The sequence below is a fragment of the Bradyrhizobium sp. McL0616 genome, from assembly GCF_049993385.1.
In the GTDB taxonomy this organism is placed as follows: domain Bacteria; phylum Pseudomonadota; class Alphaproteobacteria; order Rhizobiales; family Xanthobacteraceae; genus Bradyrhizobium.
On record NZ_CP188255.1, the window covers coordinates 6,345,662 to 6,371,207 of the forward strand.

At 64.1% G+C, this 25,546-nt stretch carries 22 protein-coding genes; 12 read left to right on the top strand and 10 right to left on the bottom strand.

Annotation, left to right across the window (positions count from 1 at the left end):
- From ACPPVR_RS30675 to ACPPVR_RS30720, 10 genes are all read left to right on the top strand, one after another.
- Entirely contained in the window at nucleotides 1-969 is a 969-nt protein-coding gene (locus ACPPVR_RS30675) for an ABC transporter permease (protein ID WP_426610285.1), read from the top strand.
- Nucleotides 970-997: 28 nt separating this feature from the next.
- Nucleotides 998-1,984 carry an ABC transporter ATP-binding protein gene (locus ACPPVR_RS30680; RefSeq protein WP_426610286.1) on the top strand — a complete coding sequence of 329 codons (987 nt, stop codon included), beginning with the start codon at nucleotides 998-1,000 and terminating at the stop codon, nucleotides 1,982-1,984.
- A complete protein-coding gene (locus tag ACPPVR_RS30685) occupies nucleotides 1,981-2,970 on the top strand; it encodes an ABC transporter ATP-binding protein (RefSeq protein ID WP_426610287.1) in 990 nt (329 codons plus the stop codon). Before ACPPVR_RS30680 ends, ACPPVR_RS30685 begins: the two co-directional genes overlap by 4 nt.
- Nucleotides 2,971-3,056: 86 nt before the next feature.
- Nucleotides 3,057-4,862 carry a gamma-glutamyltransferase family protein gene (locus ACPPVR_RS30690; protein WP_426610288.1) on the top strand — a complete coding sequence of 602 codons (1,806 nt, stop codon included), beginning with the start codon at nucleotides 3,057-3,059 and terminating at the stop codon, nucleotides 4,860-4,862.
- Nucleotides 4,863-4,872: 10 nt separating this feature from the next.
- A complete protein-coding gene (locus ACPPVR_RS30695) occupies nucleotides 4,873-5,583 on the top strand; it encodes a DUF1028 domain-containing protein (protein WP_426610289.1) in 711 nt (236 codons plus the stop codon).
- Nucleotides 5,580-6,569 carry an ABC transporter ATP-binding protein gene (locus ACPPVR_RS30700; protein ID WP_426610290.1) on the top strand — a complete coding sequence of 330 codons (990 nt, stop codon included), beginning with the start codon at nucleotides 5,580-5,582 and terminating at the stop codon, nucleotides 6,567-6,569. The genes ACPPVR_RS30695 and ACPPVR_RS30700 overlap by 4 nt, the downstream gene beginning before the upstream one ends.
- Nucleotides 6,569-7,669 carry an ABC transporter ATP-binding protein gene (locus ACPPVR_RS30705; RefSeq protein ID WP_426610291.1) on the top strand — a complete coding sequence of 367 codons (1,101 nt, stop codon included), beginning with the start codon at nucleotides 6,569-6,571 and terminating at the stop codon, nucleotides 7,667-7,669. Before ACPPVR_RS30700 ends, ACPPVR_RS30705 begins: the two co-directional genes overlap by 1 nt.
- A gap of 23 nt (nucleotides 7,670-7,692) precedes the next feature.
- Nucleotides 7,693-9,204 (top strand): ABC transporter substrate-binding protein, encoded by a 1,512-nt coding sequence (locus ACPPVR_RS30710; protein ID WP_426610292.1) that lies wholly within the window; start codon nucleotides 7,693-7,695, stop codon nucleotides 9,202-9,204.
- A gap of 31 nt (nucleotides 9,205-9,235) precedes the next feature.
- A complete protein-coding gene (locus ACPPVR_RS30715) occupies nucleotides 9,236-10,177 on the top strand; it encodes an ABC transporter permease (protein ID WP_426610293.1) in 942 nt (313 codons plus the stop codon).
- A gap of 4 nt (nucleotides 10,178-10,181) precedes the next feature.
- On the top strand, nucleotides 10,182-11,066 hold the full coding sequence (locus tag ACPPVR_RS30720; protein ID WP_426610294.1) for an ABC transporter permease: 885 nt from the start codon (nucleotides 10,182-10,184) through the stop codon (nucleotides 11,064-11,066).
- Here ACPPVR_RS30720 and cnbZ read toward each other — a convergent pair.
- The 10 genes from cnbZ to ACPPVR_RS30770 form a co-directional block, all read right to left on the bottom strand.
- On the bottom strand, nucleotides 11,063-11,809 hold the full coding sequence (cnbZ, locus tag ACPPVR_RS30725; RefSeq protein ID WP_426610295.1) for a 2-amino-5-chloromuconate deaminase CnbZ: 747 nt from the start codon (nucleotides 11,807-11,809) through the stop codon (nucleotides 11,063-11,065). The genes ACPPVR_RS30720 and cnbZ overlap by 4 nt on opposite strands.
- A 9-nt stretch (nucleotides 11,810-11,818) precedes the next feature.
- The gene (locus ACPPVR_RS30730; RefSeq protein ID WP_426610296.1) at nucleotides 11,819-13,069 is read right to left on the bottom strand and encodes an adenylate/guanylate cyclase domain-containing protein; all 1,251 of its coding nucleotides are present in this window, start codon (nucleotides 13,067-13,069) and stop codon (nucleotides 11,819-11,821) included.
- The gene (locus ACPPVR_RS30735; RefSeq protein ID WP_426610297.1) at nucleotides 13,066-13,455 is read right to left on the bottom strand and encodes a response regulator; all 390 of its coding nucleotides are present in this window, start codon (nucleotides 13,453-13,455) and stop codon (nucleotides 13,066-13,068) included. The genes ACPPVR_RS30730 and ACPPVR_RS30735 overlap by 4 nt, the downstream gene beginning before the upstream one ends.
- The gene (locus ACPPVR_RS30740; RefSeq protein ID WP_426610298.1) at nucleotides 13,452-16,046 is read right to left on the bottom strand and encodes an ATP-binding protein; all 2,595 of its coding nucleotides are present in this window, start codon (nucleotides 16,044-16,046) and stop codon (nucleotides 13,452-13,454) included. The genes ACPPVR_RS30735 and ACPPVR_RS30740 overlap by 4 nt, the downstream gene beginning before the upstream one ends.
- Nucleotides 16,047-16,100: 54 nt before the next feature.
- The gene (locus ACPPVR_RS30745) at nucleotides 16,101-17,084 is read right to left on the bottom strand and encodes an ABC transporter substrate-binding protein (RefSeq protein ID WP_426610299.1); all 984 of its coding nucleotides are present in this window, start codon (nucleotides 17,082-17,084) and stop codon (nucleotides 16,101-16,103) included.
- A gap of 122 nt (nucleotides 17,085-17,206) precedes the next feature.
- On the bottom strand, nucleotides 17,207-20,302 hold the full coding sequence (locus ACPPVR_RS30750; protein WP_426610300.1) for a MexW/MexI family multidrug efflux RND transporter permease subunit: 3,096 nt from the start codon (nucleotides 20,300-20,302) through the stop codon (nucleotides 17,207-17,209).
- Between the two features lie 79 nt (nucleotides 20,303-20,381).
- Nucleotides 20,382-21,572, bottom strand: coding sequence for an efflux RND transporter periplasmic adaptor subunit (locus ACPPVR_RS30755; RefSeq protein ID WP_426610301.1), 1,191 nt, complete (start codon nucleotides 21,570-21,572; stop codon nucleotides 20,382-20,384).
- A gap of 1 nt (nucleotide 21,573) precedes the next feature.
- A complete protein-coding gene (locus tag ACPPVR_RS30760; protein WP_426610302.1) occupies nucleotides 21,574-22,275 on the bottom strand; it encodes a TetR/AcrR family transcriptional regulator in 702 nt (233 codons plus the stop codon).
- Nucleotides 22,276-22,373: 98 nt separating this feature from the next.
- Nucleotides 22,374-22,964: a thiamine pyrophosphate-dependent enzyme gene (locus tag ACPPVR_RS30765; protein WP_426610303.1), complete on the bottom strand. Its 591-nt coding sequence runs from the start codon at nucleotides 22,962-22,964 to the stop codon at nucleotides 22,374-22,376.
- Nucleotides 22,961-23,503: a phosphonopyruvate decarboxylase gene (locus ACPPVR_RS30770; protein ID WP_426610304.1), complete on the bottom strand. Its 543-nt coding sequence runs from the start codon at nucleotides 23,501-23,503 to the stop codon at nucleotides 22,961-22,963. The genes ACPPVR_RS30765 and ACPPVR_RS30770 overlap by 4 nt, the downstream gene beginning before the upstream one ends.
- A 109-nt stretch (nucleotides 23,504-23,612) precedes the next feature.
- Between ACPPVR_RS30770 and ACPPVR_RS30775 the strand changes: the two genes are divergently transcribed.
- Both ACPPVR_RS30775 and ACPPVR_RS30780 read left to right on the top strand, forming a co-directional pair.
- On the top strand, nucleotides 23,613-24,833 hold the full coding sequence (locus ACPPVR_RS30775) for a cytochrome P450 (protein ID WP_426610305.1): 1,221 nt from the start codon (nucleotides 23,613-23,615) through the stop codon (nucleotides 24,831-24,833).
- Nucleotides 24,834-24,843: 10 nt separating this feature from the next.
- Nucleotides 24,844-25,521 carry an ion channel gene (locus tag ACPPVR_RS30780; RefSeq protein ID WP_426610306.1) on the top strand — a complete coding sequence of 226 codons (678 nt, stop codon included), beginning with the start codon at nucleotides 24,844-24,846 and terminating at the stop codon, nucleotides 25,519-25,521.
- Nucleotides 25,522-25,546 lie beyond the last annotated feature (25 nt).

Sequence of the window (25,546 nt, forward strand, 5' to 3'; positions counted from 1 at the left end):
ATGAGCGAAGCAGTCGTCCCGCACAAGGTCGAAGAACGCGGCGCGCGCGCCGCCGCATCGGGCTGGTTCAAACGCGCGCTCGACAGCGACCTGTTCTATTCGTTCCGCCGTTCCAAAATCACCATGATCGCAGCGGCGGTGACGCTGCTGTTTTTCTTGCTGGCGATCTTTGCTTCCGTGCTGTCGGTCCAAAATCCCTTTGACCCGGCGCAGCTCCAGTTGATGAATTCGCGCATCTCGCCGCTATGGACCGCCGACGGCCAGAGCCCGTTCCTGCTCGGCACCGACGAGCAGGGCCGCGACGTGCTGTCCGCGATCTTGTACGGCATGCGCATCTCGCTCCTCGTCGGCGTGCTCGGCGTCGTCTTCTCCGGCGCGATCGGCATCATGCTCGGGCTGACGGCCGGCTATTTCGGCGGTGCCGTGGACGGGCTGATCATGCGAATCGCCGATGTGCAGCTTTCTTTTCCGGCGATCCTGATCGCGCTCCTGATCAACGGCATCGCCAAATCGATTTTCGGCAACAAGCTCGACGAGATGAGCATGCTTGGCGTTCTCGTCTTCGCGATCGGGCTGAGCTTCTGGGTGCAATATGCCCGCACGGTGCGCGGCTCGGTGATGGTCGAGAAGAACAAGGACTATGTCGCCGCAGCGCAATTGATCGGCCTGCCCGCCCCCGTGATCATGCTGCGCCACGTGCTGCCGAACACGATGGGACCGATCCTCGTCATCGCGACCATCAATCTCGCGCTCGCCATCATCACCGAGGCGACGCTGTCCTTCCTCGGCTCGGGCATGCCCGAAACCATGCCGTCGCTCGGCACGCTTATTCGTATCGGCAACAACTATTTGTTCGCGGGCGAATGGTGGATCGTCGCCTTCCCCGGGATCGCACTCGCGGCATTGATTTTGTCGATCAACCTGCTCGGCGACTGGTTGCGCGACGCGCTCAATCCCAAGCTCCGATGAGCAAAACTTCAATGAGAGCGTCCCGCTCATGACCGAACCAGTCCTTTCCGTCCGTAATCTCCAGGTCGAATTCGCCTCCCGCCGCGGCACGCTGCGCGCGATCGACGGCGTCTCCTTCGACATCGCCAAGGGCGAGGTGCTCGGCGTGGTCGGCGAATCCGGCGCCGGCAAATCCGTCACCGGGCTTGCGGTGATCGGCCTGATCGATCCGCCTGGCCGTATTTCCGGCGGCGAGATCCGCCTGTCCGGCATGCGCATCGACAATCTGCCGCCGGAGGAGATGCGCCGCGTCCGCGGAAAACGCATCGGCATGATCTTCCAGGATCCCCTCACCTCACTCAATCCACTGTACAAGATCGGCGACCAGATCGTTGAGACGATCAGGACCCACCTTAACCTGTCTGAGACGGCCGCGCGCCGCCGCGCCATCGACCTGCTCGCCGAGGTCGGCATTCCCGCGCCGGAAAAGCGCATCGACGGCTATCCCCATGAGTTCTCCGGCGGCATGCGCCAACGCGTCGTGATAGCGCTCGCGATCTGCGCCGAGCCGGAGCTGATCATCGCGGACGAGCCGACAACCGCGCTCGACGTCTCCGTGCAGGCGCAGATCATTTCGCTGATCAAGCGCCTCGGCCGTGACCACGGCACCGCGGTGATGCTCGTGACCCACGACATGGGCGTGATCGCCGAGACCTCCGACCGCGTCGCGGTGATGTATGCCGGCCGCATCGCCGAGATCGGACCGGTGCAGGACGTCGTGAAGAACCCGTTGCACCCCTACGCCAAGGGTCTGATGGGCGCGATCCCCACGCTTGCTGGCGACGACAAGCGGCTGGTGCAGATTCCGGGCTCAATGCCGCGGCTGTCGGCGATTCCGCGCGGCTGCTCGTTCAATCCGCGCTGCGCCTCAGCGTTCGATCGCTGCCGGGTCGACCGTCCGGAGCCTTTGCCTCGCGGCGCGCAATCGGTGGCCTGCCATCTCTATGACAGCGTGCCGGCGGAGAGCGCGGCATGAGCGCCCCCTTCGTCGAAGCCAAGAACCTGCGCCGTGTCTTCGACGTCTCGAAGCCATGGCTCAACCGTGTGCTCGAAGGCGGGCAGCTCGAATACCTCAAGGCGGTAGACAGCGTCACCTTCGACATCAGGAAGGGCGAAACTTTTGCTCTGGTCGGTGAGTCCGGTTCGGGCAAGACCACGGTGGCGCGGATGGTCGTCGGCCTGCTGCCACCGAGCTCGGGCAGCGTATCGATCGACGGCGTCTCGATGACCGACCCGCGGCAGGCGCCTGCTCGCCGAAAACTACGCCGCCGCATTCAGATGATCTTCCAGGATCCCTATGCGAGCCTGAACCCGCACTTCCGCGTGGACGCCATCATCTCCGAGCCGATCCGCGCTTTCGACCTGATCCAGGGCGAGCGCGACATCCAGGCCCGCGTCGGCGAACTGCTCAGCCTCGTCGGCCTGCATCCCGACGACCGGTTGAAGTTTCCGCATGAATTCTCCGGCGGCCAGCGCCAGCGCATCGCGATCGCGCGGGCGCTTGCCTCCGACGCCGAATTCATCGTCTGCGACGAACCGACCTCGGCGCTCGACGTCTCCGTGCAGGCGCAGATCCTTAATCTGATGCGCGACCTCCAGGACAAGTTCGGCCTGACCTACATGTTCATCAGTCACAACCTCGCCGTGGTCCGCCACATGGCGAGCCGTGTCGGCGTGATGTATCTCGGCCGCATTGTCGAGATCGCGGAAGGACGCGAGCTGTTCGCCCATCCGCGCATGCCCTACACCAAGATGCTGCTAGGCGCCGTGCCAGATCTCGCCATGAGCGGTCGCCAGCGCATCCCTGTGAAAGGCGAGATCCCAAACCCGATCAACCCGCCACCCGGCTGCGCCTTCAATCCGCGCTGCCCGCGGGCGTTCGATCTCTGCCGCAAGGAAGCACCGAGCCTGATCGACGGCGTCGCCTGCCACGCAGTTAACACCGCACCGGTCCCGGCGTGACGCGCGCGTGCCATGCGGCCTGCGCATTGGCGGCGCGGCATCGCCTGTGATCAATTGCGCGCGCGACAAATAAGGTAGCGAAGTCCATGGCCAGCAACGTCAATCCCGATCCCTTCACGACGCGCCCCGAAATCGAAGGCACCTTCGGCGTCGTCGCCACCACGCACTGGATCGCAACCGCCGTCGGCATGGCCGTTCTGGAAAAGGGCGGCAATGCCTTCGACGCCGGTGTCGCCACCGCCTTCACGCTCCAGGTGGTCGAGCCGCATCTGAACGGCCCCGGCGGCGACGTCCCGATCATCGTCCATGACGTGAAGCGCGGCCGCACCGAGGTGATTTGCGGCCAGGGCCCGGCGCCGGCGCGCGCCACCATCGCGCATTACAAGAGCGAAGGCCTCGACATGGTGCCCGGCACCGGCCTGCTCGCGGCCTGCGTCCCCGGCACCTTCGAATCATGGATGATGCTGCTACGCGATTACGGCACGATGCGCGTGCGCGACGTGCTGGAGCCCGCGATCTCCTATGCCCGCGATGGCTATCCGCTGGTCGAGCGCGCCTGCGCCACAATCCAGACCGTGGAGCAACTGTTCCGCAAGCACTGGCCGACCTCGGCTGCGGTCTATCTTCCGAACGGCGAGGTGCCGAGGCCCGGCACGCTCTTCACCAACAAGACACTGGCCACCACCTACACCCGGATCCTGAACGAAGCCGAGAGCGGCGGCGGTGGCCGCGACGCCGAGATCGAGCGTGCGCGGAAATCGTGGTCGAAGGGCTTTGTTGCAGAAGCCATCGACAAGTTCTGCCGAACCCAGGAAGTGATGGACGTCAGCGGTTCCCCGCATCGCGGCGTGCTCTCCGCCGACGACATGGCGCGCTGGCAGCCGACGGTAGAGGCGCCGCTCACCTATGATTATGGCCGTTACACCGTCTGCAAGGCCGGCGTCTGGAGCCAGGGTCCGGTGACGCTGCAGCAGCTTGCATTGCTGAAGGGCTTTGCGCTCGACGGGCTCGACCCGACCGGACCCGAGTTCATCCATCTCCAGATCGAATGCGCAAAACTCGCCTTCGCCGACCGCGAAAAATTCTACGGCGATCCAAAGTTCAGCGAGATCCCGATCGGGACGCTGCTGTCGGATGCTTATAACGACGAGCGCCGCAAGCTCGTTACTGAGAAAGCCTCGCTCGACCTTCGACCCGGCTCCGTCGAGGGCTTTGGCGGCGTGGTCAAGCTGCGCCGTGCAGAAGGTCAACGCGAAGCCGTGGGTGCGCTCGGCGCCGGCGAGCCGACCGTGGGTCGCTTCGGTGAGGTGCGCGGCGACACCGTACATTTCGACATCATCGACAAGGCCGGCAATATGGTGTCCTCCACGCCGTCGGGGGGCTGGCTGCAATCCTCGCCTGTCATACCCGAGTTGGGTTTCTGCCTCGGCAGCCGCGCGCAAATGTTCGAGTTGGAGGAGAACCAACCGAGCTCACTCGCACCGGGCAAGCGCCCACGGACAACGCTGTCACCGACCATGGCGCTACGCGACGGCGAGCCCTATCTCGCCTGGGGCTCGCCGGGCGGCGACCAGCAGGACCAGTGGATCACGCAGTTCTTCCTGCGCCACGTCCATTGCAATCTCAATCTCCAGGAGGCGATCGACGCGCCGGCCTGGCACTCCGAGCATTTCCCGATCTCGTTCTGGCCGCGTACTGCGCGCCCCGGCGTGCTCGTGGTCGAAAACCGTGTGCCGAAGGCGACGATCGAGAACCTCCGCGAGCGCGGGCATATCGTCGAGGTCGGTCCCGACTGGTCGGAAGGCCGCCTCACCGCGGCCTCGCGCGTCGGGGTGCGCCGTCGGGCCGCCGCCAATCCACGCGGCATGCAGGGCTACGCCGCAGGGCGCTGATGGACAACATATGACCTGGTCGATCATCGCGCGCGACTCTGCTACCGGCCAGTTCGGCATCGCCGTTGCAACCCGCTTCTTCGCCGTCGGCGCGCGTGTACCCTACATCGCGGCTAGCCTCGGCGCGATCGCGACGCAGGCATTCGTCAATCCCTATTACGGCATCGACGGCGTCAAGCTGCTGGGTGAGGGCCTGAATGCGCACGACGTGCTCGCCGCCCTGCTCGCGACCGACGACGGCCGCGAGAGCCGGCAGATCCACATCATGGACGCGAGCGGCGCAATCGCCGCACATACCGGGCGAGACTGCGTCGACTGGTGCGGGCACATTTCCGGCAGCGGCTTTTCCGTTGCCGGCAACATGCTCGCGGGCGCGGACGTGCTCGGCGAGACAGCAAAGACTTTCATCGCCAATGACAGCCTGCCCTTCCCGCGCCGACTGCTCACGGCGATGCGCGCGGGCGAAGCGGCCGGCGGCGACAAACGCGGCAAGCAGTCGGCGGCGCTTCTGATCCACGGCGAGGAGGAGTGGCCGGCGCTGGACGTTCGCGCCGACGATCATCCCGATCCGCTCGGTGAACTCGAGCGGCTCGAGCGCGTCAGCCACGAGCTCTGGGTGCACTTTCGCGGTTCGTTGCCGACGCGGCGGAATCCGGCCGGCAACACCGATCGCGGCATCATCGACGCCAGCATCGCCGCGGCGCGTGCAAGGCAATCATGAGCACGAGCCCCCTCATCGAGATCAAGGATTTGCGCATCCGCTTCCACGGTGACGATGGCCGCGTCACCCACGCAGTCGATAGCGTCGATCTCAGCGTCGCCAATGGCGCGACGCTCGGCCTCGTCGGCGAATCCGGCTGCGGCAAGAGCGTGACGTCGCTGGCGATCATGGGCCTGTTGCCGAAGCAGAGCACGGAGATATCCGGCGCGATCCGCTTCGACGGTTTTGACCTGCTGAAGACCTCTGACCAGACGCTGCGCGACCTGCGCGGCAACCGGCTCGCGATGATCTTTCAGGAGCCGATGACGTCGCTCAATCCGAGCCTCACCATCGGCGATCAGATCACCGAGACCATTCTGCGCCATCGCGGCGGCTCGCGCCGCAGCGCGCGGGAACGTGCGATCGAGCTGCTGCGCCGCGTCCACATCCCCTCGCCCGAGCGGCGGATCGACGAATATCCGCACAAGCTCTCAGGCGGCATGCGGCAGCGCGTGATGATCGCGATGGCGCTCGCCTGCGACCCGCGTCTCCTGATCGCCGATGAGCCGACCACCGCACTCGACGTCACCTTGCAGGCGCAGATCCTGGAGCTGATGCGTGAGCTGAAGGCGGCAAGCGGCGCCGCCATCATCCTCATCACCCACGACCTAGGCGTGGTTGCCGAAGTCTGCGACGAGGTCGCGGTGATGTATGCAGGCGAAATCGTCGAGCGCGCGCCGGTGGATGAATTGTTCTCCATGCCGCAGCATCCCTATACGGTAGGTCTGCTTGGCTCGATCCCGCGGCTCGACCACCGCGCCGAACAGCTCGCGACGATCGAAGGCATGGTCCCGAACATGGCGCAACCGCCCGCCGGCTGCCGCTTCGCCGCACGCTGCCCCTTCGTGCTGGATGCCTGCACCAAGGCGCCACCGCCGCTGGTCGAAGTCAGCCCCGGTCACGTTTCGCGCTGCATTCGCGCACCGCTCGAACGTCTGGTGTCGTGATGGCGCTGCTCGAGGTCGAAGGCCTGGTCAAGCATTTCGTCGCCCAACGCTCGCTGTTCGGTCGCGCGCTGGCACATGTCAAAGCGGTCGATGGTGTTTCCTTCTCGGTAGACGCCGGCAAGACGCTCGCGCTGGTCGGCGAATCCGGTTGCGGCAAATCCACCGTCAGCCGCCTGGTGCTGCGGCTGATCGAGCCGGATGCAGGCGCAATCCGCTTCGGCGGCCGCGATCTCCTCTCGCTCGACGCCAACGCGCTGCGCGCCTTCCGCCGCGAGGCGCAGATCATCTTCCAGGACCCCTACGCCTCGCTCAATCCGCGCATGACGGTTGGCCAGATCCTGACCGAGCCGCTGGCGCTGCACAATCTCGTGCCACCTGCCCGACGGCGCGAACGTGTCGAAGAGATATTGCGGCTGGTTGGCCTGGAGCCGCGGCTGGCGCGACGCTATCCACACGAGTTTTCCGGCGGCCAACGCCAGCGCATTGCGATCGCCCGCGCACTCGCGGTCGAGCCGAAGCTGATCATCTGCGACGAGCCCGTCTCGGCGCTCGACGTCTCGATCCGCTCGCAGATCCTGAACCTGCTGCGCGAGCTCCAGGACCGGCTCGGCCTTGCCTACATTTTCGTCTCGCATGATCTCGCCGTGGTCAAACACATCGCCGACCACGTCGCGGTGATGAATCTCGGCCAGATCGTCGAGACGGCGGAGGCGGATGCGCTGTTCGCCGCGCCCCGCCACCCCTATAGCCGGGCGCTCTTATCCGCAATCCCCGTGCCTAAACCGAGGGCAAAGCGCAGCCGGATCGTGCTCCAAGGCGAGATTCCCAGCGCGCTGAACCCGCCGCCGGGATGCCGCTTCCACACCCGCTGCCCCTATGTGGTGGACCGCTGCCGCAGCGAAATGCCACAGCTCGTGTCGGATGGCATCGGACATGCAACGGCCTGCCACCGAACGTCGGAACTGCCATCGTCCGAGGCAATCGTGCCGTCAGACGGCGGCTTCTCGCCGGTCCTTGAAAAATTGCTCGCCGCCTTCAGCGGCGGCCCGGATGCAGCGCGCGGCGGCGGGGTTAGTTCAACAGGAACAAGCTCGGCTTAGCCGAAAAACAGAGGTTGAGAACGATGAGTTTTGTGCGTTTGGCATTTCTGGCGTCAGCATTGCTGGCGTCGCTCGTGGGCACGGCCCAGGCCCAGACCACACTCCGCATCGGCATCGCCGAAGACCCCGACATCCTCGATCCCAGCATCGGCCGCACCTATGTCGGCCGCATCGTGTTCTCCGCGTTCTGCGACAAGCTGTTCGACATTGACGAGAAGCTCAACATCGTGCCGCAGCTTGCGCTGTCCTACGAGAATTCGGCCGATGGCAAGGAGATGACGATCAAACTGCGGCCCAACGTCAAATTCCACGACGGCGAGCCGCTCGACGCGGAAGCCGCCAAATTCTCTATCGAGCGTCACATGACGCTGCCGACCTCGTTCCGGAAGTCGGAGCTCGCCAGCGTCGATCATGTCGAAGTGGTCGATCCCCTGACCATCAAGCTGGTGCTCAAAACCCCCTATTCGCCGCTGATCGCCCAGCTCACCGACCGCTCCGGGATGATGGTGTCGCCGAAAGCCGCGAAGGAGGCTGGCGACAAGTTCGGCCTGCATCCGGTCTGCGCCGGTCCCTACAAATTCGTCGAGCGCGTCCAGCAGGACCGTATGGTGTTCGAGAAATTCGCCGACTACTGGAACAAGGACAACATCCATATCGACCGCGTCGTGTTTCTGCCGATCGTCGACGCCACGGTACGGCTCGCGAACCTGAAGTCCGGCGGGCTCGATCTGATCGAGCGCGTGCTCGCCACCGACATCAAGGACGTGCGCGCCGATTCCCGCCTCGTGCTGTCAACGGCACCCGAGCTCGGCTATCTCGGCCTCACCGTCAATATCGGCAACGACAAAGCCAAGGGGCCGCTCAGCCAGTCGGCGAAAGTCCGTCAGGCGCTCGACCTGTCGATCGATCGCGAGGCCCTCAACCAAGTCGTCTTCAACGGCGAGTTCACCCCCGGCAATCAATGGGTCAGCCCGACGCACCCCTATTACCAGAAGGCCTTCCCGGTCCGGGGCCGCGACGTCGCGAAGGCGAAGGCGCTGCTGAAGGAAGCCGGCGTCACCTTGCCGGTGACGGTGGATTACATGATCCCCAAGGGTGCGGAGAACGAGGCCGTCGCCCAGGTCATCCAGTCGATGGCTGCGGAAGCGGGCTTCGACATCAAGATCCGCGCCGTCGAATTCGCAACGACCTTCAAGCAAGCGCAGGCCGGCGAGTTCCAGATCTTCCAGATCAACTGGAGCGGCCGTATCGATCCTGACGGCAATTCCTACATCTTCATGCGCAGCAAGGCGCCGCAAAACGACGGCGTGTACGCGAACCCCGACGCCGACAAGCTGATGGAAGACGGACGTACCACGGCCAACGTCGACGAGCGCAAGGCGATCTACGAAAAGCTGACCAAGATCCTGCTCGACGATCTGCCGATCATCTACATCTACCACCGCACGCTCCTGATCGCGCACACGACCAAACTCGAGGGCTACAAGCAGATGCCCGATGGGCTGGTGCGCGTGGTCGGGTTGAAATTCAAGTGATCGCGGCCGCGCCCGGAATGCGAGCCGCGCCATGCTGAACTTTCTCGCCCGCCGCATCGCACAGATCGTGCCGACGCTGTTCTTCGTGTCGGTGCTGATTTTCTCGCTCCAGCAATTGCTGCCGGGCGATCCCGCGCTGGTGATGGCCGGCGAGGAGCGCGATCCCGCCGTGATCGAGCAGATCCGCCAGCAGTATAAGCTCGATCAGCCGATCCCGGTGCAGTACGTCTACTGGCTCAAGGGCGTCCTGACCGGTAATTTCGGGGAGTCACTGCGCAACAAGATGCCGGTGCGCGAGTTGATCGCGCAAAAGCTGCCGGTGACGCTCCAGCTCGGTTCGATGGCGATCCTGATCGCGTTTTTCATCGGCATTCCCGCCGGCATCCTCTCCGCGGTGAAGAGGGGCACAGCGTGGGACTATGGCGCCAATTTGTTCGCGCTCTGGGGGATATCGACGCCGAATTTCTGGCTCGGAATCCTCATGATCTTCCTGTTTTCGATCGAGCTCGGCTGGCTGCCGGCGTCAGGCTATGTGCCGCTCAGCGAGAACTGGCGTGCGAGCCTGGCTGCTACCATCATGCCGGCCTTCGTGCTCGGCAACGCGATTTCCGCGGTCCTGATGCGGCATACCCGCAGCGCCATGCTCCAGGTTCTGGAAAGCGACTATGTCCGCACCGCGCGCGCCAAAGGGCTCTCAGAACGTTCGGTGATCCTGAAGCACGCCATGCGCAATGCGCTCACCCCGATCATCACGCTCGGCGCGCTGGAGCTCGGCACGCTGCTGTCCGGCGCCGTGCTGACCGAACAGATCTTCTCCATTCCCGGCTTCGGCAAGCTGATCGTGGACGCCGTCTTCAACCGCGACTACGCCGTGGTGCAAGGCGTGGTGCTGGTGACGGCCACCGTCTACATCACGCTGAACCTGGTTGCCGACGTCGCCTATATCCTCGTCAATCCGCGGCTGCGGGGATAGAGTCATGACTGACGCCGCGCTGCCCACTCCCGTCACGCAATCTTACGAGCTGGACAGCCCCGCGCGCCGCGCGCAGCGGCGGCTGTTCAAGCGCAAGGCCGCGGTGTTCGGCCTTGTCGCGCTCACGATGTTCATCGGCCTTGCGCTGCTCGCCCCGCTCATCGTGCCCTATGATCCCATTGCGACGAGCTGGAGCCTGGTGCGCAAGCCGCCGACTGCGGCGCACTGGTTCGGCACTGACGAGCTCGGCCGCGACATCCTCAGCCGCGTCATCTACGGCGCGCGCGCCTCGCTACTCGCGGGCCTGATCTCGGTCGCGATCGCGCTGGGCGTCGGTGTGCCGCTCGGCCTGCTCGCCGGCTATCGCGGCGGCTTTGTCGACGCGCTGATCAGTCGCATCACCGATGCGATGCTGGCCTGCCCGTTCCTGATCCTGGCGATTGCGCTTGCCGCTTTCCTCGGTCCGAGCCTCGCCAACGCCATGATCGCGATCGGCATCTCGGCCACCCCGATCTTCATTCGCCTGACCCGCGGCCAGGTGCTGGTCGTCAAGGCGGAGGACTATGTCGAGGCCGCGCGCGCGCTCGGCAATCCCGGCTGGCGGATCGCGTTCTCGCACATCCTGCCGAACATCCTGCCCGCGCTGCTGGTGCAGGCCACGCTCTCGATTGCAGCGGCCATCATCGCGGAGGCCGCGCTGTCGTTCCTCGGTCTCGGCCAGCAGCCGCCGGCGCCGTCCTGGGGCAGCATGCTCAACGCGGCGCAGCGCTTCCTGACCCAGGCGCCGTGGATGGCGATCTGGCCGGGGCTCGCGATCTTCCTGGTGGTACTGTCCCTGAACCTGCTCGGCGATGGCCTGCGCGACGCGCTCGACCCGCGCCAGCGCTAAATGACGGTCTCTCGCAGTACGCGGCGGCAATCCATCTCGTATTCGAGATCGACCACCGGCGGCCGCGCAAAATGCCAGGTCAGGCCGGAGCGCAGCGCGCCGCGACGGACCAGCTCGTCGACAAGAGCGTGGTGGAAGTCGTGCACGGAATAGGCCTGCACGCCGGTGGTGTCCTTCCAGCCGAAGCCGAAGGCGGCCATCCGGCTCTCCATCTGAGAAGTGGTCGTGAACCGCACCTTCTCGCGCAGGCCCTCCGGGCTGAGATCGCGGTAGCGCACCGTGCGCTCGACATAGGTGCCGCTGCCCTCGCGCGCTTCCGCACCGCCGGCAATCACGAAGGACGGTGCCTTGGACTGCGTCGGACGCGTGAATGAGAATGCATAGAACGACGGCTCGGACGGCGGATCGATCTCGGGACAGACATTGCTTCGCGCCACCGGATTGGTGATGCCGTCGAAGATGCCCCATTCCGACAGCGTCTTCACGTAGTGCAGGTTGAAGGCGCGAAAGCCTTCTTCGCTGAAGGCGGCCGGCGAACGCAGCTCGCACGCGCAGAACGCTGTGAGCGAACGCCCGGCCTCCTGGATATATTTCGCTGCGAGCGCAAAGCCTTCGGCGAGTGGCACAAGCCGGTCGAACCGGACACGCTCGATCTCATAGCCGTCATCTGCGACTGCGCCCGCGGAGTACTGGAACACGGACGGAATGAAACGATAGTTGCCGGCGGAGAATTCACGCGTCATGACGAACTCCTACTCCAGTTGCATGCGGATGCCCTTGGCGCCGTTGAGCAGGCGCTTCAGGTGAAAGCCGGCCAGGGGATCTTCGGCATGCATCCCGACCAGCGCCGCGAAGGCCGGCATGGCGGCGACATCGCCGGCTTCCATCTTGGCAAAGGCCTCGGAATAATGCGTCGTCGCGGGTTCCTCGAATTTGGCCGGCGCCAACGGTTCGAACGCGCGCAGGGGCTCGCTGCGTCCTCGCAGCACCAGGTCACCGACGGGACGGCCCTGGAAATTCTCGGCTTCCTCCGCGATGCTGGCACTGACGCAGATGCGGGTGCCGAGATGCTTGTTGGCGGCTTCCAGCCGCGCCGCGATGTTGATGCTGTCGCCATAGGCGGTGTAATCGAAAAAGCGGTTGCCGCCGAAATTTCCGACCAGCGCCGGCCCGGCATGCGCGCCGATGCGGGTGCTGCCGAAATTCACCCCCCTGGCCTTCCAGCGCGCGCAAAAATCCTGGGCCCAGGTGTCGAGATCATGGACACAGGCCACCGCACGCGTCGCATAGTCCGGCTGGTCGCCGGGCGCGTTGAACAGCACCTGGATCGCGTCACCAATGATCTTGGCGACGGTCCCTTGGTGATCGAACACGATCTCGGTCATGCCGCCGACATATTCGTTGAGGAGCTCGCCGAGCGTCTCGGGCGCGGCGCTCTCGACCAGCGACGTGAAGCCGGTGATATCCGTGAAGATGGTGGCGACGTTTCGCCATTGCACCTGCATGCCGTTGCCCTCGACATCGGCTGCAAGGCGCTTGGCGATCTCCGGCGAGAAATAGCGCGACAGCGAGGCATGCGCGCGCTCTGCCTCCACCTGGCGCCGCCGCGCCTCGCGCAACATCTCGATATGGCGAATGGTCTTCAGGATCGTGGTTTCCAGGTCGACGAAGTCGATCGGCTTGGTCAGAAAGTCGAACGCGCCGCGGTTCATGGCGGTGCGGATGTTGCTCATGTCGCCATAGGCCGAGACAATGATGGTCGACTTCTTGTCCTCGGCCTCCTGGAGCTTCGCGAGCAGCGTCAGCCCATCCATCCGCGGCATGTTGATATCAGCCACCACCAGGTCGACATCCGGGTGCCGCTCGAGCGAGTCCAGCGCGTCGAGGCCGTCGCGCGCGAACATGATGGCGACCTGCCCGTCGCGGATCTGTTTGCGGAACTTTTGCAGGATCAGCGCTTCCAGATCCGGCTCGTCGTCGACGAAGAGGATAGTTGGGGTCATGCCGCCTGCTCGAGCGTGGTATCGATCTCCTGACGCAATTGCGCAAAGTCGATCGGCTTGGTGAGGAGCCCCGTGGCACCGCGCTCGATTGCGGTCCTGCGCGTTTCGGCGTCGCCATAGGCCGTGATCATGATGACGGGAACGTGCGGATGATCGGCGCGCACCCTGGGCAGCATGTCGAGCCCGCTCATGCCGGGCATGTTGATGTCCGACAGGATCAGGATCAACGAGGGATCGCGAACCTCGGCGGCGCGCCTGAGTGCGTCGGGCGCGGAGGGCGCAAATTCCATCTGGAAGCGGCCGGCGCGCAGATCGCGCCGGAACTGCTGCCGGAACAGCGTCTCAACGTCGGGCTCGTCATCGACGACCAGGATGTAAACGTTCAAGTCCTGCCTCCAGGCATGCCCCCCGCTGCCATCGTGCGCGGCAGCGTGATGATGAATTCGGTGAAGACACCGGGCTCGGTGTTCACGTCGATCGTGCCGCCGTGCTGTTTCACGACGATGTCGTGGCTCATGGACAGGCCGAGCCCGGTCCCCTCGCCAGCCGGCTTGGTGGTGAAGAAGGGATTGAACATCTTCTCCTTCACCTCCGGCGGAATACCCGTGCCGTTGTCGCGGATCCGGATCTCGACCCTGCCGCCGAGATTTTTGGTCGTCGCGCTCAGGGTCGGCTCGAAACCGTCCGCCGCACTTTCCTTGCGCTTGGCGGCCGCGTAGAAGCCGTTCGAGATCAAATTGAGGAAGACCCGCGTTATCTCCTGCGGGTAGATGTCGGCCACGCCGGCGGCCGGATCGAAATCGCGCTTGAGCGTGACGTTGAAGCCGGGTCTTTCGGCGCGTGCGCCGTGGTAGGCGAGATTGAGGCTTTCCTCCACGATCGCGTTGACATCGGCGGCGCGGTGCTCGCCGGAGCCCTCGCGCGAATGCAGCAGCATGTTCCTGACGATGGAATCGGCGCGCTTGCCGTGCTGCACCACCTTCTCGAGATTGCCTTTCAGCATGCCGGTCAGTTCGTCGACCTCCGCCCTGGTCTTGCCGTCGAGCTGCGCCGATTGCAGAACTTCATTGAGTTCGTCGATCAGCTCGGTCGAGACCGAGGAGAAATTATTGACGAAGTTGAGCGGGTTCTTGATCTCGTGGGCGATTCCGGCCGTGAGCTGGCCGAGCGAGGCAAGCTTCTCGGTCTGGACCAGGCGGTCCTGCGCCGCGCGCAATTCATCAAGGGACTGCGAGAGCTCCATCGTGCGCTTGCGCAATTCATTCAGCAGCCGCGCATTCTCGATGGCGATGACGGCCTGCTTCGTGAAGTTCTCGACCACTGCAATCTGCTTGTCGGTGAACGGACGGACTTCCTTGCGATAGACCGCGATCGTGCCGATCAGCTGGCTCTCCCTCAGCATCGGCACGACGACGATCGTGCGGGCGCCGGCTACATCGGAGATTCCGCGAATGCTTGAGCCTCCGGCAATATAGGCAGGGGTGTTTTGCACATCGTGAACGTGAACAACCTGATTTGTCCTGACGACGGCGGCGAGCGCACTCTCCGGATGAGGACGGATCGCCACGTCTCTTCGCGAAGCGGCGAACGCAGGCGGCACGTTGTAATCAGCAGCGATGGTGAAACTTTCGCCGTCCCACAGGTTCATGATCCCGAAACTCGCGCCACAGACCCGCGTGGCATTCTCGAGCAGCTTGTGGAACACTGGCGTGAGCTCGCCCGGAGACGAGCTAATCACCTGTAGGACCTCCGAAGTCGCCGTCTGCTGCTCCAGCGCCTCGCTTAATTCGGCCGTTCGCACCTCGACCTTCTTTTCCAAATCCGCGTAGGATTCCTGCAGCCGCGCGCCCATGTCGTTGAACTGGTCGGCGAGCCCTTCGAGTTCGTCACCGGTCTTGATGTTGATGCGCTGTGAGAAATCGCCGCCGCCGATCCGCTCAGCGCCGCTGCGCAACGCCTGGATCGGCCCGACCATGCGGCGGGCGAGGAAAATCCCGGCGAGCACCGCGAAGATCGATGCCGCCAGCAGCACGATTCCAAGCCGCTGCAACGAGGCGTAGAGCGAGGCATAGGCCTCCTCGACCGGCAACTCGACGAACATGGTCCAGTGCAGCGGCTCGATCGGGGCCGACGCGGTCAGGACCTTCTGCCCCTGGATGTTACGCGCCTCGGACAGCGCATCGGGCATCGCACCGCCGGCGGCCTGCGCCGCACGCACCTGCGGGAGCCCCGACATGTCGGTGTTGCGCAACACCAGGCTGATGTCGGGATGCGCGATCAACCGCCCCTCGGGGCCGACCACGTAGGCATGCCCGTGCTCGCCGACCTTGATCTGGGACACGACGTCCCAGATCAGCTTGAGGTTGACTTCCGCGATGCTGCCCCCGGCGTCCTTGCGGGCGCCGGCCAGTGCCAGCGTCATGTAGGGCTCGGACTCCCGGCGGAAATAGACCGGTCCATAATAGACCTTGTGCGCGACGGCTTCGGTGAACTTCGGGTCGCTCGACAGGTCGATGCCGCTGTCGAGCGCGTCCATCGCCAGCCGCGAGACGCGTAGCCGTTCCTTGCCGGTCGAGTCCACCTGGGCGAGCTCGGTGATCGCTGGCACCTGACGCAGCAGCCGCAACGCGTCGAACCGGCGCTGCTCGATCGAGCCTGCCGACCACGGCAATTGCGTGGTCCAGCCGAGCTGGCTCTCGATCTCCTTGACGAACTGGCTGATCTTGGCTGCCGCCGCCTCGGCCTGCTCATGCTGGACCCGGATCAGGGAGGCCTTGTGCTCACGATAATAGAACAAGACCTCGAACAGGCCGTTGGCAAGCAGAGCCACCGCAACGACGGCCACGAACAGCGCGACATATTTGGTGAACAGCCGGGTCCTGATTCCCCGCCCCGCCGCAGCGGACACGACGTCCTCCGCAGCTGCGCTCGGCAGCGGCCTGGCTTGCGGGGTGTCAGGGTGGAGAGAGATGCTCATTCCCTCAAGCCTAGCAAGAAGGCCGGACCTTGTCTCTTACCGCAGCGCACAAGGCTACTCGATGACCTCGTCGGCGAGCGCCAGCAAGGTGGGCGGAATTTCAAGTCCGGTCGCCTTCGCCGTCTTGAGATTGATCACCAGGGGATAGCGGGTCGGCAGCTCGAACGGCAGATCACCGGGGTTTGCCCCGTTGAAAATCCGGGCAACCAGTGCCGCCGCCCGCTCGAAGGATTCCGACGAGTCCGCGCCATAGGACATCAAACCGCCGTCGCGGGCGAACTCGTCAAATTCGTAGATCGCCGGGAGCTTTCGGGCGGCGGCGAACTCGAAGACGCGCTGGCGATTGAGAATTGTCAGCGCGTCCGCCACCATCAGGATGCCGTCGGGCAAATCGTTGTTCATCGCTGAAAAGGCTTCGTTGAAATCGTCGGGTTCGCGGACACCTAACGCCTGCACGGTCAGTCCGAGCGCCTGGGCCGCCGTCGCGGACGCCTGGTAGCGCGTCGTCATACCGAGGTCGTCCTTATTCCAGAGCATCGCGACCTTGGTCAGTTTCGGCGACATCTCCTTGAGCAGCGACAGCCGCTTGGCACTGAGTGTCGATGCGACGTCCGAAATCCCGGTGATATTGCCGCCTGGATGCGCCAAGCTCTCGATCAGCTTGGTTTCGACGGGATCACCGACGCCGCTGGCCGCGACGGTGGCAATGCCGGACGCTTTGGCGGCGATGGCCGTCGGGTAGCCAATGATCACGATGACGTCGACGTTCTTGGCCTTCAGCTCCGCGATCAGCGCAGGCAGCATCGCGACATCGCCGAGCGCACCCCGCGCATCAAAGGCCAGGTTCTGGCCGAGCTTGAAACCGCGCTCCTCAAGCACCTTGATCAGGATCTTGCCACCGCGGCTCTCTGCCGTAACCGGCGCGATCGGCGTCACCGTGCCGACGCGATAGACTCGGCCTGGCGTATCGGCCGACGCCATGCTCGGCCGCGCCAATGCCGCCCCGCCAAGCACTGCCAGAAATTCGCGTCTTTTCATCCGACGACCTGCCTCAAGCGCACACTCTCGGCGCTCCAGACATCATACTACGAGATATTGCGCGACAAAAAAAACGGCAACAGCCAAGGCTGTTGCCGCTTCGCACGTAATTTGGGCCTCGGTCAGGTCGGCCGCAGCGCCTTTGAGCCGAGGTCGAGCTCGTTGACCTGCTTGTTCCGTTCGGAATCGGCCGCTGCGCGATGGTCGGTTGCCAGCACGACATAAACCGCTGGCAGCACGAACAGGGTGAACAGGGTGCCGATCGACATACCGGCCACGACCACGAGGCCGATCGAGAAGCGGCTGGCCGCGCCTGCGCCTGTTGCGGTCAAGAGCGGAATCAGGCCCGTTACCATCGCAGCCGTCGTCATCAGGATCGGCCGCAGGCGGATGCGGGCCGACATCTCGATGGCCGAGCGGCGGTCGAGCCGTTCGTTGACCTGGAGCTCGTTGGCAAACTCCACCATCAGGATGCCGTGCTTGGTGATCAGCCCAACCAGGGTCAGCAGACCGACTTGGGTGTAGATGTTCATGGTGGCGACACCGAAGAACAGCGGGATCAGAGCGCCGACGATCGCCATCGGCACCGAGATCATGATCACCAGCGGGTCGCGCAGGCTCTCGAACTGCGCCGCCAGCACCAGGAAGATGATGACCAGCGCGAAGCCAAAGGTGATCGCGAGCTGATTGCCTTCCTGAACATACTGCCGGCTGTCGGCGAGGTAGTCGTGGCTGAAGCCCTGCGGCAGATTCTTGGCCTCGCCTTCGAGGAAGTCGACCGCCGCACCGACGGTCACGCCGGGCATCGGCACGGCCGAGAACGTCGCCGAATTGAGCTGATTGTAGTGGGTTAGCGAATTCGGGTCGGTCCTGGTCTGGATCGAGACCACGGTCGACAGCGGAAGCTGCTGACCGGAGTTGGTCGTCACGTAGTAGCTGCCGAGCGATTCCGGCGAGAGCCGCTGGCTGCGCGGCACCTGCGGAATCACCTGGTACGAACGGCCCTCGAGATTGAAGCGGTTGATGTAGTTTCCGCCGAGCAGCACCGCGAGCGCACTGCCGAGATTCTGCATGTTGACGCCGAGATCCTGCGCCTTGCTGCGATCAATCTTCACCGTCACCGTCGGCTGGTTATAAGCAAGATCGCTGTCGGAGACGATGAACATGCCGCTCTTGCGCGCAGCGGCCTTCAACTTCTCCATCTGCTCGTAGACAGCCTGGAAGCCCGCGGTCGAGTTGATCACCATCTGCACCGGCAGGCCGCCCGGCCCGCCCGGCAGCGGCGGCAGGTTGAACGCAAACGCCTGCACGCCCTCGATCTTGGAGAGCTCGGCCTGGACCAGCGGCTTCAGAGCGATCGACGAGCGCTTGCGCTCATCCCACGACTTCAGCAGCATGCCGGCGATGCCGCCCTGCGGGCCGTTGATGCCGTTCAGGACGAAACGGAGATCGGTCTCGGGGAATTTCTGGAATTCCTTGTCGAGCTTGTCACCATAGAAATCGACGTAATCGATGTTGGCGTATTTCGGCGCCTTGGTCACCGCGAACACGATGCCCTGGTCTTCCTCCGGCGCCAGCTCCTTCGAGGTGTGCATGTAGAGGAAGCCGACGAGCCCGAGGATCGTCACCGCGAACAGGCCGGTGATGGCCTTGTAGTCCAGCGAGCGGTCGAGCCTGCGGCCGTACCAACGCGTCAAGGCGCCAAACACCCCGTTCACCAGCTTTGCAAACCGGCCCTCCTCGGTGTTCTTCAGCAACACCGAGCACATCATCGGCGACAGCGTCAGCGCGATCACGCCGGACACGATCACTGAGCCCGCGAGCGTGAAGGCGAATTCGCGGAACAGTGAGCCGGTGAGGCCGCCGAGGAAGCCGATCGGGGCATACACGGCGGCGAGCGTAATCGTCATCGAGACGACGGGACCGACGATTTCGCGCGCGCCCTCCAATGAGGCCTGTACCGGTGTCTTCCCTTCTTCCAGATGCCGATGGATGTTCTCCACCACCACGATAGCGTCGTCGACCACGAGGCCGATTGCGAGCACCATCGCGAGCAGTGTCAGCAGGTTAAAGCTGAAGCCCAATATCAGCATCAGCGTGCAGACGCCGATCATTGACAGCGGAATGGTGACAACCGGAATGATGACGGAGCGGAACGAGGCCAGGAACAGGAAGATCACCACGATGACGATCACGATGGCTTCGCCCAGCGTCTTCTCGACCTCGTCGATCGACGATTGAATGAACTTGGTCGAATCGTAGGCGACCTTCATCTTCATCGAGGGCGGCAAATTGCGCTCGAGTTCGGGGAACAGCGCGCGCACGCCCTTCACCAGCGTCAGCGGATTGCCCTGCGGCGTTGCGTTCACGCCGATGAAGATCGCATGCTCGCCATTGAAGGCCACGCTCGCATCCGTGCTCTGCGCGGCAAGCTCGACGCTCGCGATGTCCTCCATCCGCACGAAGCCGCCGTCCTTGGCCTTGACGATCATCTTCTTGAACTGTTCGACGTTACCGAGGTCGGTATTCGTCGAGATGTTCGAGACGATCAGATAGCCCTTGGTCTGGCCTGCCGCGGACTGGAAGTTGTTGGCGGCGATCGCCGAGGAGACGTCGGCCGGTGAGATGTTGCGGCCGGCCATCTTCACGGGATCAAGCCACAGCCGCATCGCAAAGTTCTGGGCGCCGAGGATGTCGGCGGATGCGACGCCATCGACGGTCGACAGCACCGGCTGCACCACGCGCGTGAGATAGTCCGAGATCGCCGAACCCGACAACTCCTCGGATGAGAATCCGAGATACATCACGGCCGTGGTCTGGCCAGTGGTCTTGGTGACGATCGGGTCGTTGGATTCCTTCGGGATTAGATATTTGACCGAGTTCGTCTTGGCCAGCACCTCGGTGAGCGCCTGATTCGGATCGAAGTTCAGCTTGATGTAGACCTGAATCGTCGAGGTGCCGAGCACCGAGGACGAGGTCATGTAGTCGACGCCTTCGGCGGAAGCGACCGCCTGCTCGATCGGTGTGGTGATGAAGCCCTGGATCAGTTCCGCGGACGCGCCGGGATAGACGGTCGTGATGTTGATGACCGTGTTCGACAGTTTTGGATATTGCCGGATCGGCAGTGTCGTCGCCGCGCGCAGGCCGATCAGAAGGATCAGCAGGCTGACGACGACCGACAGGACCGGGCGTTTGATGAAAATATCGGTAAAGCGCATCGCGGCGATCTCGATTCGATCTCGATTTCTTGGGCTTATGAAGCATGATCCGGCATTGCCGGATCATGCGAGCGTATTGTCAGTAGCGTGGCGGCTGCGCCGGAATTGTCGGAGCCGGGTCCGTTGAAATCGATACGGCAGAGCCCGACTGCAGCTTGAGCTGGCCGACGGCAACAACCTTGTCGCCCGGCTTCAAGCCCTTGATGATTTCAGCACGGCCATCGACCCGGTTGCCGGTCTGCACGAACGTGCGCACCGCGCTCAGGCTGGTCTTGCCGTCCTCTTCCTTCTTCTCGGTGATCACAAACACGGAGTCGCCGTACAGCGTGTAGTCGACCGCGGTCTCTGGCACGGTGACCACCGCCGGTTTGTCCGGCAGCACCACCGTGGTGGTCACGAACATGCCGGGCTTCAGGATCTTCTCCGGATTGGAGACGGTTGCCTGCACGCGGATGTTGCGGGTGTCGGTCGCGATCTGCGGCTCGATCGTGGTGATCTTGGCGTCGAAGGTGCGGCCGGGATAGGCGTCGACCTTCAGCCGGACCGGCTGGCCAACCCTAAGGTTGCCCGAGTCCTTTTCCGTCACCGTGAAGTTCGCCCACAGTACTGACAGATCGGTCAGCGAGACAATAGCCGTGCCGGCGGTGAGATACTGACCGACCTCGACCTTGCGGACGCCGAGATCGCCGGAGAACGGTGCGCGCACCAGCTTCTGCGAGATCAGCGCCTCGGTCTTGGAAATGCCGGCCAGCGCCTGGTCGTATACTGCCTGCGCAGAATCGACAGTCGACTGCGGGCCGAACTGGCGCGACGCCAGCTGCTTGGCGCGGTCGAGCGAAAGTTGCGCACCCGTGGCCTGCGCCTTGAAGTTAGCGAGGTCGCCCTGCTCCGGCGCGTCGAACAATTGCACCAGCGGCATACCGGCTTCGACATGCGCGCCGGGTTCGAACTTGATCTCGGTGACGCGGCCGTTGACGTCGGCGGTGACGTCGACCTGGTGCACGGCGGCGAGGCCGCCGACCGCTGTGAGCAGGTTCGGGACCACCTCGGACTTCGCCTCGGCCGCACTGACCGCGGTCGGCGGCGGCTTGTTGTTGGCGAAGAACTGCTTGATCATCTGGCCACGGAAATAGTTGAACCAGACCAGACCACCGACGAGCGCGCCCAGCAGCGTGCCAACGATGATGAACCAGAGCACCGGCCGAACCGGACGTTTGGCCTTGGTGTCGATCGGTTCGCCCGAAATCTTGTGTTCGGCTACGATGTTCATGTCATGCGCTCTCTGCAATCGCCGTCTTGCCCGCATCCGCGGCCTGATCGCGGCCCAAATGCGAAGCAATTGCGGCGTCGTTAAGTCCGATGCCTCTCAGGAGAAACTCACAAAGCTGCCGCTCCAGATCGCTCGCCTTGCCGTAAGCGAGGCAAGGCACAGCCGGCAGCCTGGTCAGCGCAGCGGTCATCACCGTATGATGCGCAAACCAGAACAGGTTGAGCGGCTCGCTGCTGCTTGGCCGCGCATCGCCGGCGGCGACCGCGCGTTCGAGCGAGGCCACGAAGACCGCTCCGATCAGCTTCTCGATCTTGGCATATAGCAAACGCGCGAATTCGCCATCATCCAAATGGCTCGTGGCCATCAGTCGCAGGCGTTGCGCCTCTTCCTGGTCGGGGCCGTCGGCGATCTGGAGGAAGTGCTCGATCATGCCGCGGATCAGTTCGACCAGGGCGGTCGTCGACGGCTCCCGCTCCAGAAGATCCATCAGCGCCGGATCGGCTTCGCATTCGTCGCTGAGAATTTCAGCGTACAGCGCCGCCTTGGAGGGAAAATGTTTGAACAGCAGTGCCTCGGAAATGGCAGCGGCGGCCGCCACGCTCTTGGTCGTGGTGCCGGTATAGCCGTGTCGGGCGAAGCAGCGCTTCGCGGCTCCGAGGATCAATTGACGCCTCAGGTCGCTCGTCATTCGCAATGAGCTCATGCTAGTGAGTAAGCACTCACCCACGCAAAAGTCAAGCCGAATGGTGCGCCGCAACCTAGATGGGTGGGAATTCGAGGCAATTTTGCCACACGACAGGGTCAGATCGGTTGGAAGCCGAGGTCGCCGCGGATCCGGTTGACGATGTAGGTTCCGTCCCGACTTGGCAGGATCCGCTCAACGTTGGCGCTGTCGATCTTCACATTGGCGAAGCGCGGACCCGCCGAGACGTCGTGGACGGCTTTGGCGAAAGCTTCCACCTCGGCCATGGTCGAGATCGCGCAGGCGTTCCCGATGCCACAGGCCCTGGCGACGCCGACGAGGTCGGCGGCAGCCGAAGTGTGGCTCGTCTGGCCGCCAGTCTCGCCATAGGCCTCGTTGTCGAGCACGACAATCGAGAGGTTGGACGGCTTCTGGAGGCCGATGGTGGCAAGGCTGCCCATGCCCATCAGCATCTCGCCGTCGCCGGTGATGACCAGCACCGGCAGCTTTGGCTGCGCCAGCGCCAAGCCCAGCCCGATCATCGCCGCGCCGCCCATGCCACCCCAGAGATAGAAGTTGCGGGCGTGGTCACCGGCGGCGGTGATGTCGTTGGTGGAGGCGCCGAGGCCGCCGATCGCAACCACGTCCTTGCGGTTCGCGAGCAGCGCGGACACCACCTGACGGCGGTCGAGGAGATTGGCCTTGCTCATTTGGTGAAAACCTTGGCGCCGATCAGGCGCTGCGACAGCAGGACGGCGGTGGGCGTCAGCGCGTTATAGGCTTGCGCAGCGGCCGCCTCCAACACGGCCGGCACCTCGGACGCGTTCGAGGCGCGCAGCACCTTGACGCCGGAGAGCTCGAATACGCCCTGCGTGGTCGACCCCATCGGCACCTGCCACGGATTGAACTCGCCCCACTCGCCGCGCATGGTCACAAGCGTCAGGAAGGGAAAGCGCAGGATCGGGATCAGCGACAGCATGTTGATGCAGTTGCCGACACCGCTCGATTGCATCAGCAGCACGCCGCGCTGTCCGCCGGTCCATGCGCCGGCCAAAAGCGCCACGCCCTCTTCCTCCGTCGTGAGCGGAATGCCGCGCATCGTGGAGGAGCCCAGCACGCGCTGGATCAGCCTGGAATGGCCGGCATCAGGCACGTAAGGCACCTGCCGGACGTCGAAGCGTTGCAATGTCGCGAAAATATCGTCGGGCCAATTGGGGGCCGTGTCGGCAGCATCAGCGCGGGCGTGCATTTTCCTGTCCGGTCGGCTAGCAAATCACGGCACGACTGTAGACGGTGATCCGCATCGCTCGATAGAGCGAAAACGGCATATCGGTCTCAACCGGCGAGTATGGCGGGCAATGAACGCAGATGCGAAAGAACTGGCGGCCAAGTTCGATCTGGAGAAGCTGACAGGCGAATTCTACGCCGATCCCTATCCGACCTATCGTGCACTGCGGGAGAACGAGCCGGTCAAGCGCCTGCCGAACGGCACCGTGTTCCTGACCCGCTATGACGATCTCGTCACCACCTACAAGAATACAAAATCGTTCAGCTCGGACAAGAAGCGCGAATTCGCACCGAAATACGGCGACACCCCACTCTACGAGCATCACACCACCAGCCTCGTCTTCAATGATCCGCCGGCGCACACCCGCGTGCGGCGCCTGATCATGGGCGCGCTGTCGCCGCGCGCGATCGCGGGAATGGAGGGCGACCTTGTCAAGCTGATCGACGGCCTGCTCGACGCCATCGCCGCCAAGGGCGATTGCGAGCTGATCGAGGACTTCGCCGCCTCCATTCCCATCGAGGTGATCGGCAATTTGCTCGACGTTCCCCACGACGAACGCGCGCCGCTGCGCGACTGGTCGCTGGCGATCCTCGGTGCACTCGAACCCGTGGTGTCGACCGAGGCAGCAGCGCGCGGCAACAAGGCGGTGACGGATTTCCTCGCCTATCTCGTGACGCTGGTGGTACGCCGCCGGCAAAAGCCCGGCAATCCAGAGCGCGACGTGCTGACGCGCCTGATCCAGGGAGAGGACAACGGCGAGCGGCTGACCGAGAAGGAGCTGCTGCATAATTGCATCTTCCTGCTCAATGCCGGCCACGAGACCACCACCAATCTGATCGGCAACGGCCTCGTCACGCTCGAGCGGAATCCGGACCAGAAGCAGCGGCTGATCGACAATCCCGATCTCATCAAGACCGCGGTCGAGGAGATGCTGCGCTACGAGAGCTCGAACCAGCTCGGCAACCGCATGACCACGGAAAAGGTCGAGCTCGGCGGCGTCATGCTCGATGCCGGCACGTCGATCACGCTGTGCATCGGAGCGGCCAACCGCGACCCGGCGCAGTTTCCGGACCCTGAATGCTTCGACATCGCGCGCACGCCGAACCGGCACCTCGCCTTCGCTACCGGCGCGCATCAATGCGCCGGCATGGCGCTGGCACGGCTCGAAGGCGCCATCGCGATCTCGCGCTTTTTGGCGCGCTTCCCGAACTATGCCGTGAGCGGCCAGCCGGTGCGAGGCGGCCGGGTGCGTTTCCGTGGCTTCCTGAGCGTGCCCTGCTCCATCGGCTGACGAGGATGTCATGAACATCGACGAGATCCGCGAGCGCTGGGCCGATCCGCTCCTCACCGCACTGACCGCCTTGGTCATGATCATGATGTTCGTGATCGCCCCGCTCCAGGCCCTGGGGATCTTCGCGTTTCAGGCCTCCGAGCTGGTGCTGGCGCTGCTGCTCGTCGTCGGCATCTTCGTGATCTCCGGCAGTCCGGTCGCGGTCGTGGCGATGCTGATCGCGCTCGTCATGATCACGGTCGGCGCGATCCTGCGGATCAAATCGCCGTCCCTCCTCGACCTCAACCTGTTCGCCGGCTCCTGGTTCATCGTCGGTACGACCATGGCCTGGACGGTGGCGCGCGCGACCTTCGCACCGGGCCGCATCACCTATCACCGCGTCATCGGCGCGGTGCTGCTGTACATCACGATCGCGGTAATCTTCTCGGCGCTCTACACCTTCGTGGGCTCACTGGTGCCGAACGCCTTCGCCGGCATGAAGGTGGAGGACAGCCCGGCGCTGGCGAGCCAGGTGATCTATTTCAGCTTCGCGACGCTGACGACGACCGGCTATGGCGACGTTGCGCCCGTGCATCCGGTCGTGCGCAGCCTGTGCAACATCGAGGCGATGTTTGGCCAGCTTTCTCCAGCGACGCTGCTGGCACGGCTGGTCACGCTGGAGATCGCGCACCGCGATCAGGACTCCTGAAAAGCCCCGGCCCAACAAAAATGTC

Bases quoted from the DNA above. Each gene is read 5' to 3' on its own strand.
- ACPPVR_RS30675 (WP_426610285.1), top strand. From the start codon at position 1: ATGAGCGAAGCAGTCGTCCCGCACAAGGTCGAAGAACGCGGCGCGCGC.
- ACPPVR_RS30680 (WP_426610286.1), top strand. From the start codon at position 998: ATGACCGAACCAGTCCTTTCCGTCCGTAATCTCCAGGTCGAATTCGCC.
- ACPPVR_RS30685 (WP_426610287.1), top strand. From the start codon at position 1,981: ATGAGCGCCCCCTTCGTCGAAGCCAAGAACCTGCGCCGTGTCTTCGAC.
- ACPPVR_RS30690 (WP_426610288.1), top strand. From the start codon at position 3,057: ATGGCCAGCAACGTCAATCCCGATCCCTTCACGACGCGCCCCGAAATC.
- ACPPVR_RS30695 (WP_426610289.1), top strand. From the start codon at position 4,873: ATGACCTGGTCGATCATCGCGCGCGACTCTGCTACCGGCCAGTTCGGC.
- ACPPVR_RS30700 (WP_426610290.1), top strand. From the start codon at position 5,580: ATGAGCACGAGCCCCCTCATCGAGATCAAGGATTTGCGCATCCGCTTC.
- ACPPVR_RS30705 (WP_426610291.1), top strand. From the start codon at position 6,569: ATGGCGCTGCTCGAGGTCGAAGGCCTGGTCAAGCATTTCGTCGCCCAA.
- ACPPVR_RS30710 (WP_426610292.1), top strand. From the start codon at position 7,693: ATGAGTTTTGTGCGTTTGGCATTTCTGGCGTCAGCATTGCTGGCGTCG.
- ACPPVR_RS30715 (WP_426610293.1), top strand. From the start codon at position 9,236: ATGCTGAACTTTCTCGCCCGCCGCATCGCACAGATCGTGCCGACGCTG.
- ACPPVR_RS30720 (WP_426610294.1), top strand. From the start codon at position 10,182: ATGACTGACGCCGCGCTGCCCACTCCCGTCACGCAATCTTACGAGCTG.
- cnbZ (WP_426610295.1), bottom strand. From the start codon at position 11,809: ATGACGCGTGAATTCTCCGCCGGCAACTATCGTTTCATTCCGTCCGTG.
- ACPPVR_RS30730 (WP_426610296.1), bottom strand. From the start codon at position 13,069: ATGACCCCAACTATCCTCTTCGTCGACGACGAGCCGGATCTGGAAGCG.
- ACPPVR_RS30740 (WP_426610298.1), bottom strand. From the start codon at position 16,046: ATGAGCATCTCTCTCCACCCTGACACCCCGCAAGCCAGGCCGCTGCCG.
- ACPPVR_RS30745 (WP_426610299.1), bottom strand. From the start codon at position 17,084: ATGAAAAGACGCGAATTTCTGGCAGTGCTTGGCGGGGCGGCATTGGCG.
- ACPPVR_RS30750 (WP_426610300.1), bottom strand. From the start codon at position 20,302: ATGCGCTTTACCGATATTTTCATCAAACGCCCGGTCCTGTCGGTCGTC.
- ACPPVR_RS30755 (WP_426610301.1), bottom strand. From the start codon at position 21,572: ATGAACATCGTAGCCGAACACAAGATTTCGGGCGAACCGATCGACACC.
- ACPPVR_RS30760 (WP_426610302.1), bottom strand. From the start codon at position 22,275: ATGAGCTCATTGCGAATGACGAGCGACCTGAGGCGTCAATTGATCCTC.
- ACPPVR_RS30765 (WP_426610303.1), bottom strand. From the start codon at position 22,964: ATGAGCAAGGCCAATCTCCTCGACCGCCGTCAGGTGGTGTCCGCGCTG.
- ACPPVR_RS30770 (WP_426610304.1), bottom strand. From the start codon at position 23,503: ATGCACGCCCGCGCTGATGCTGCCGACACGGCCCCCAATTGGCCCGAC.
- ACPPVR_RS30775 (WP_426610305.1), top strand. From the start codon at position 23,613: ATGAACGCAGATGCGAAAGAACTGGCGGCCAAGTTCGATCTGGAGAAG.
- ACPPVR_RS30780 (WP_426610306.1), top strand. From the start codon at position 24,844: ATGAACATCGACGAGATCCGCGAGCGCTGGGCCGATCCGCTCCTCACC.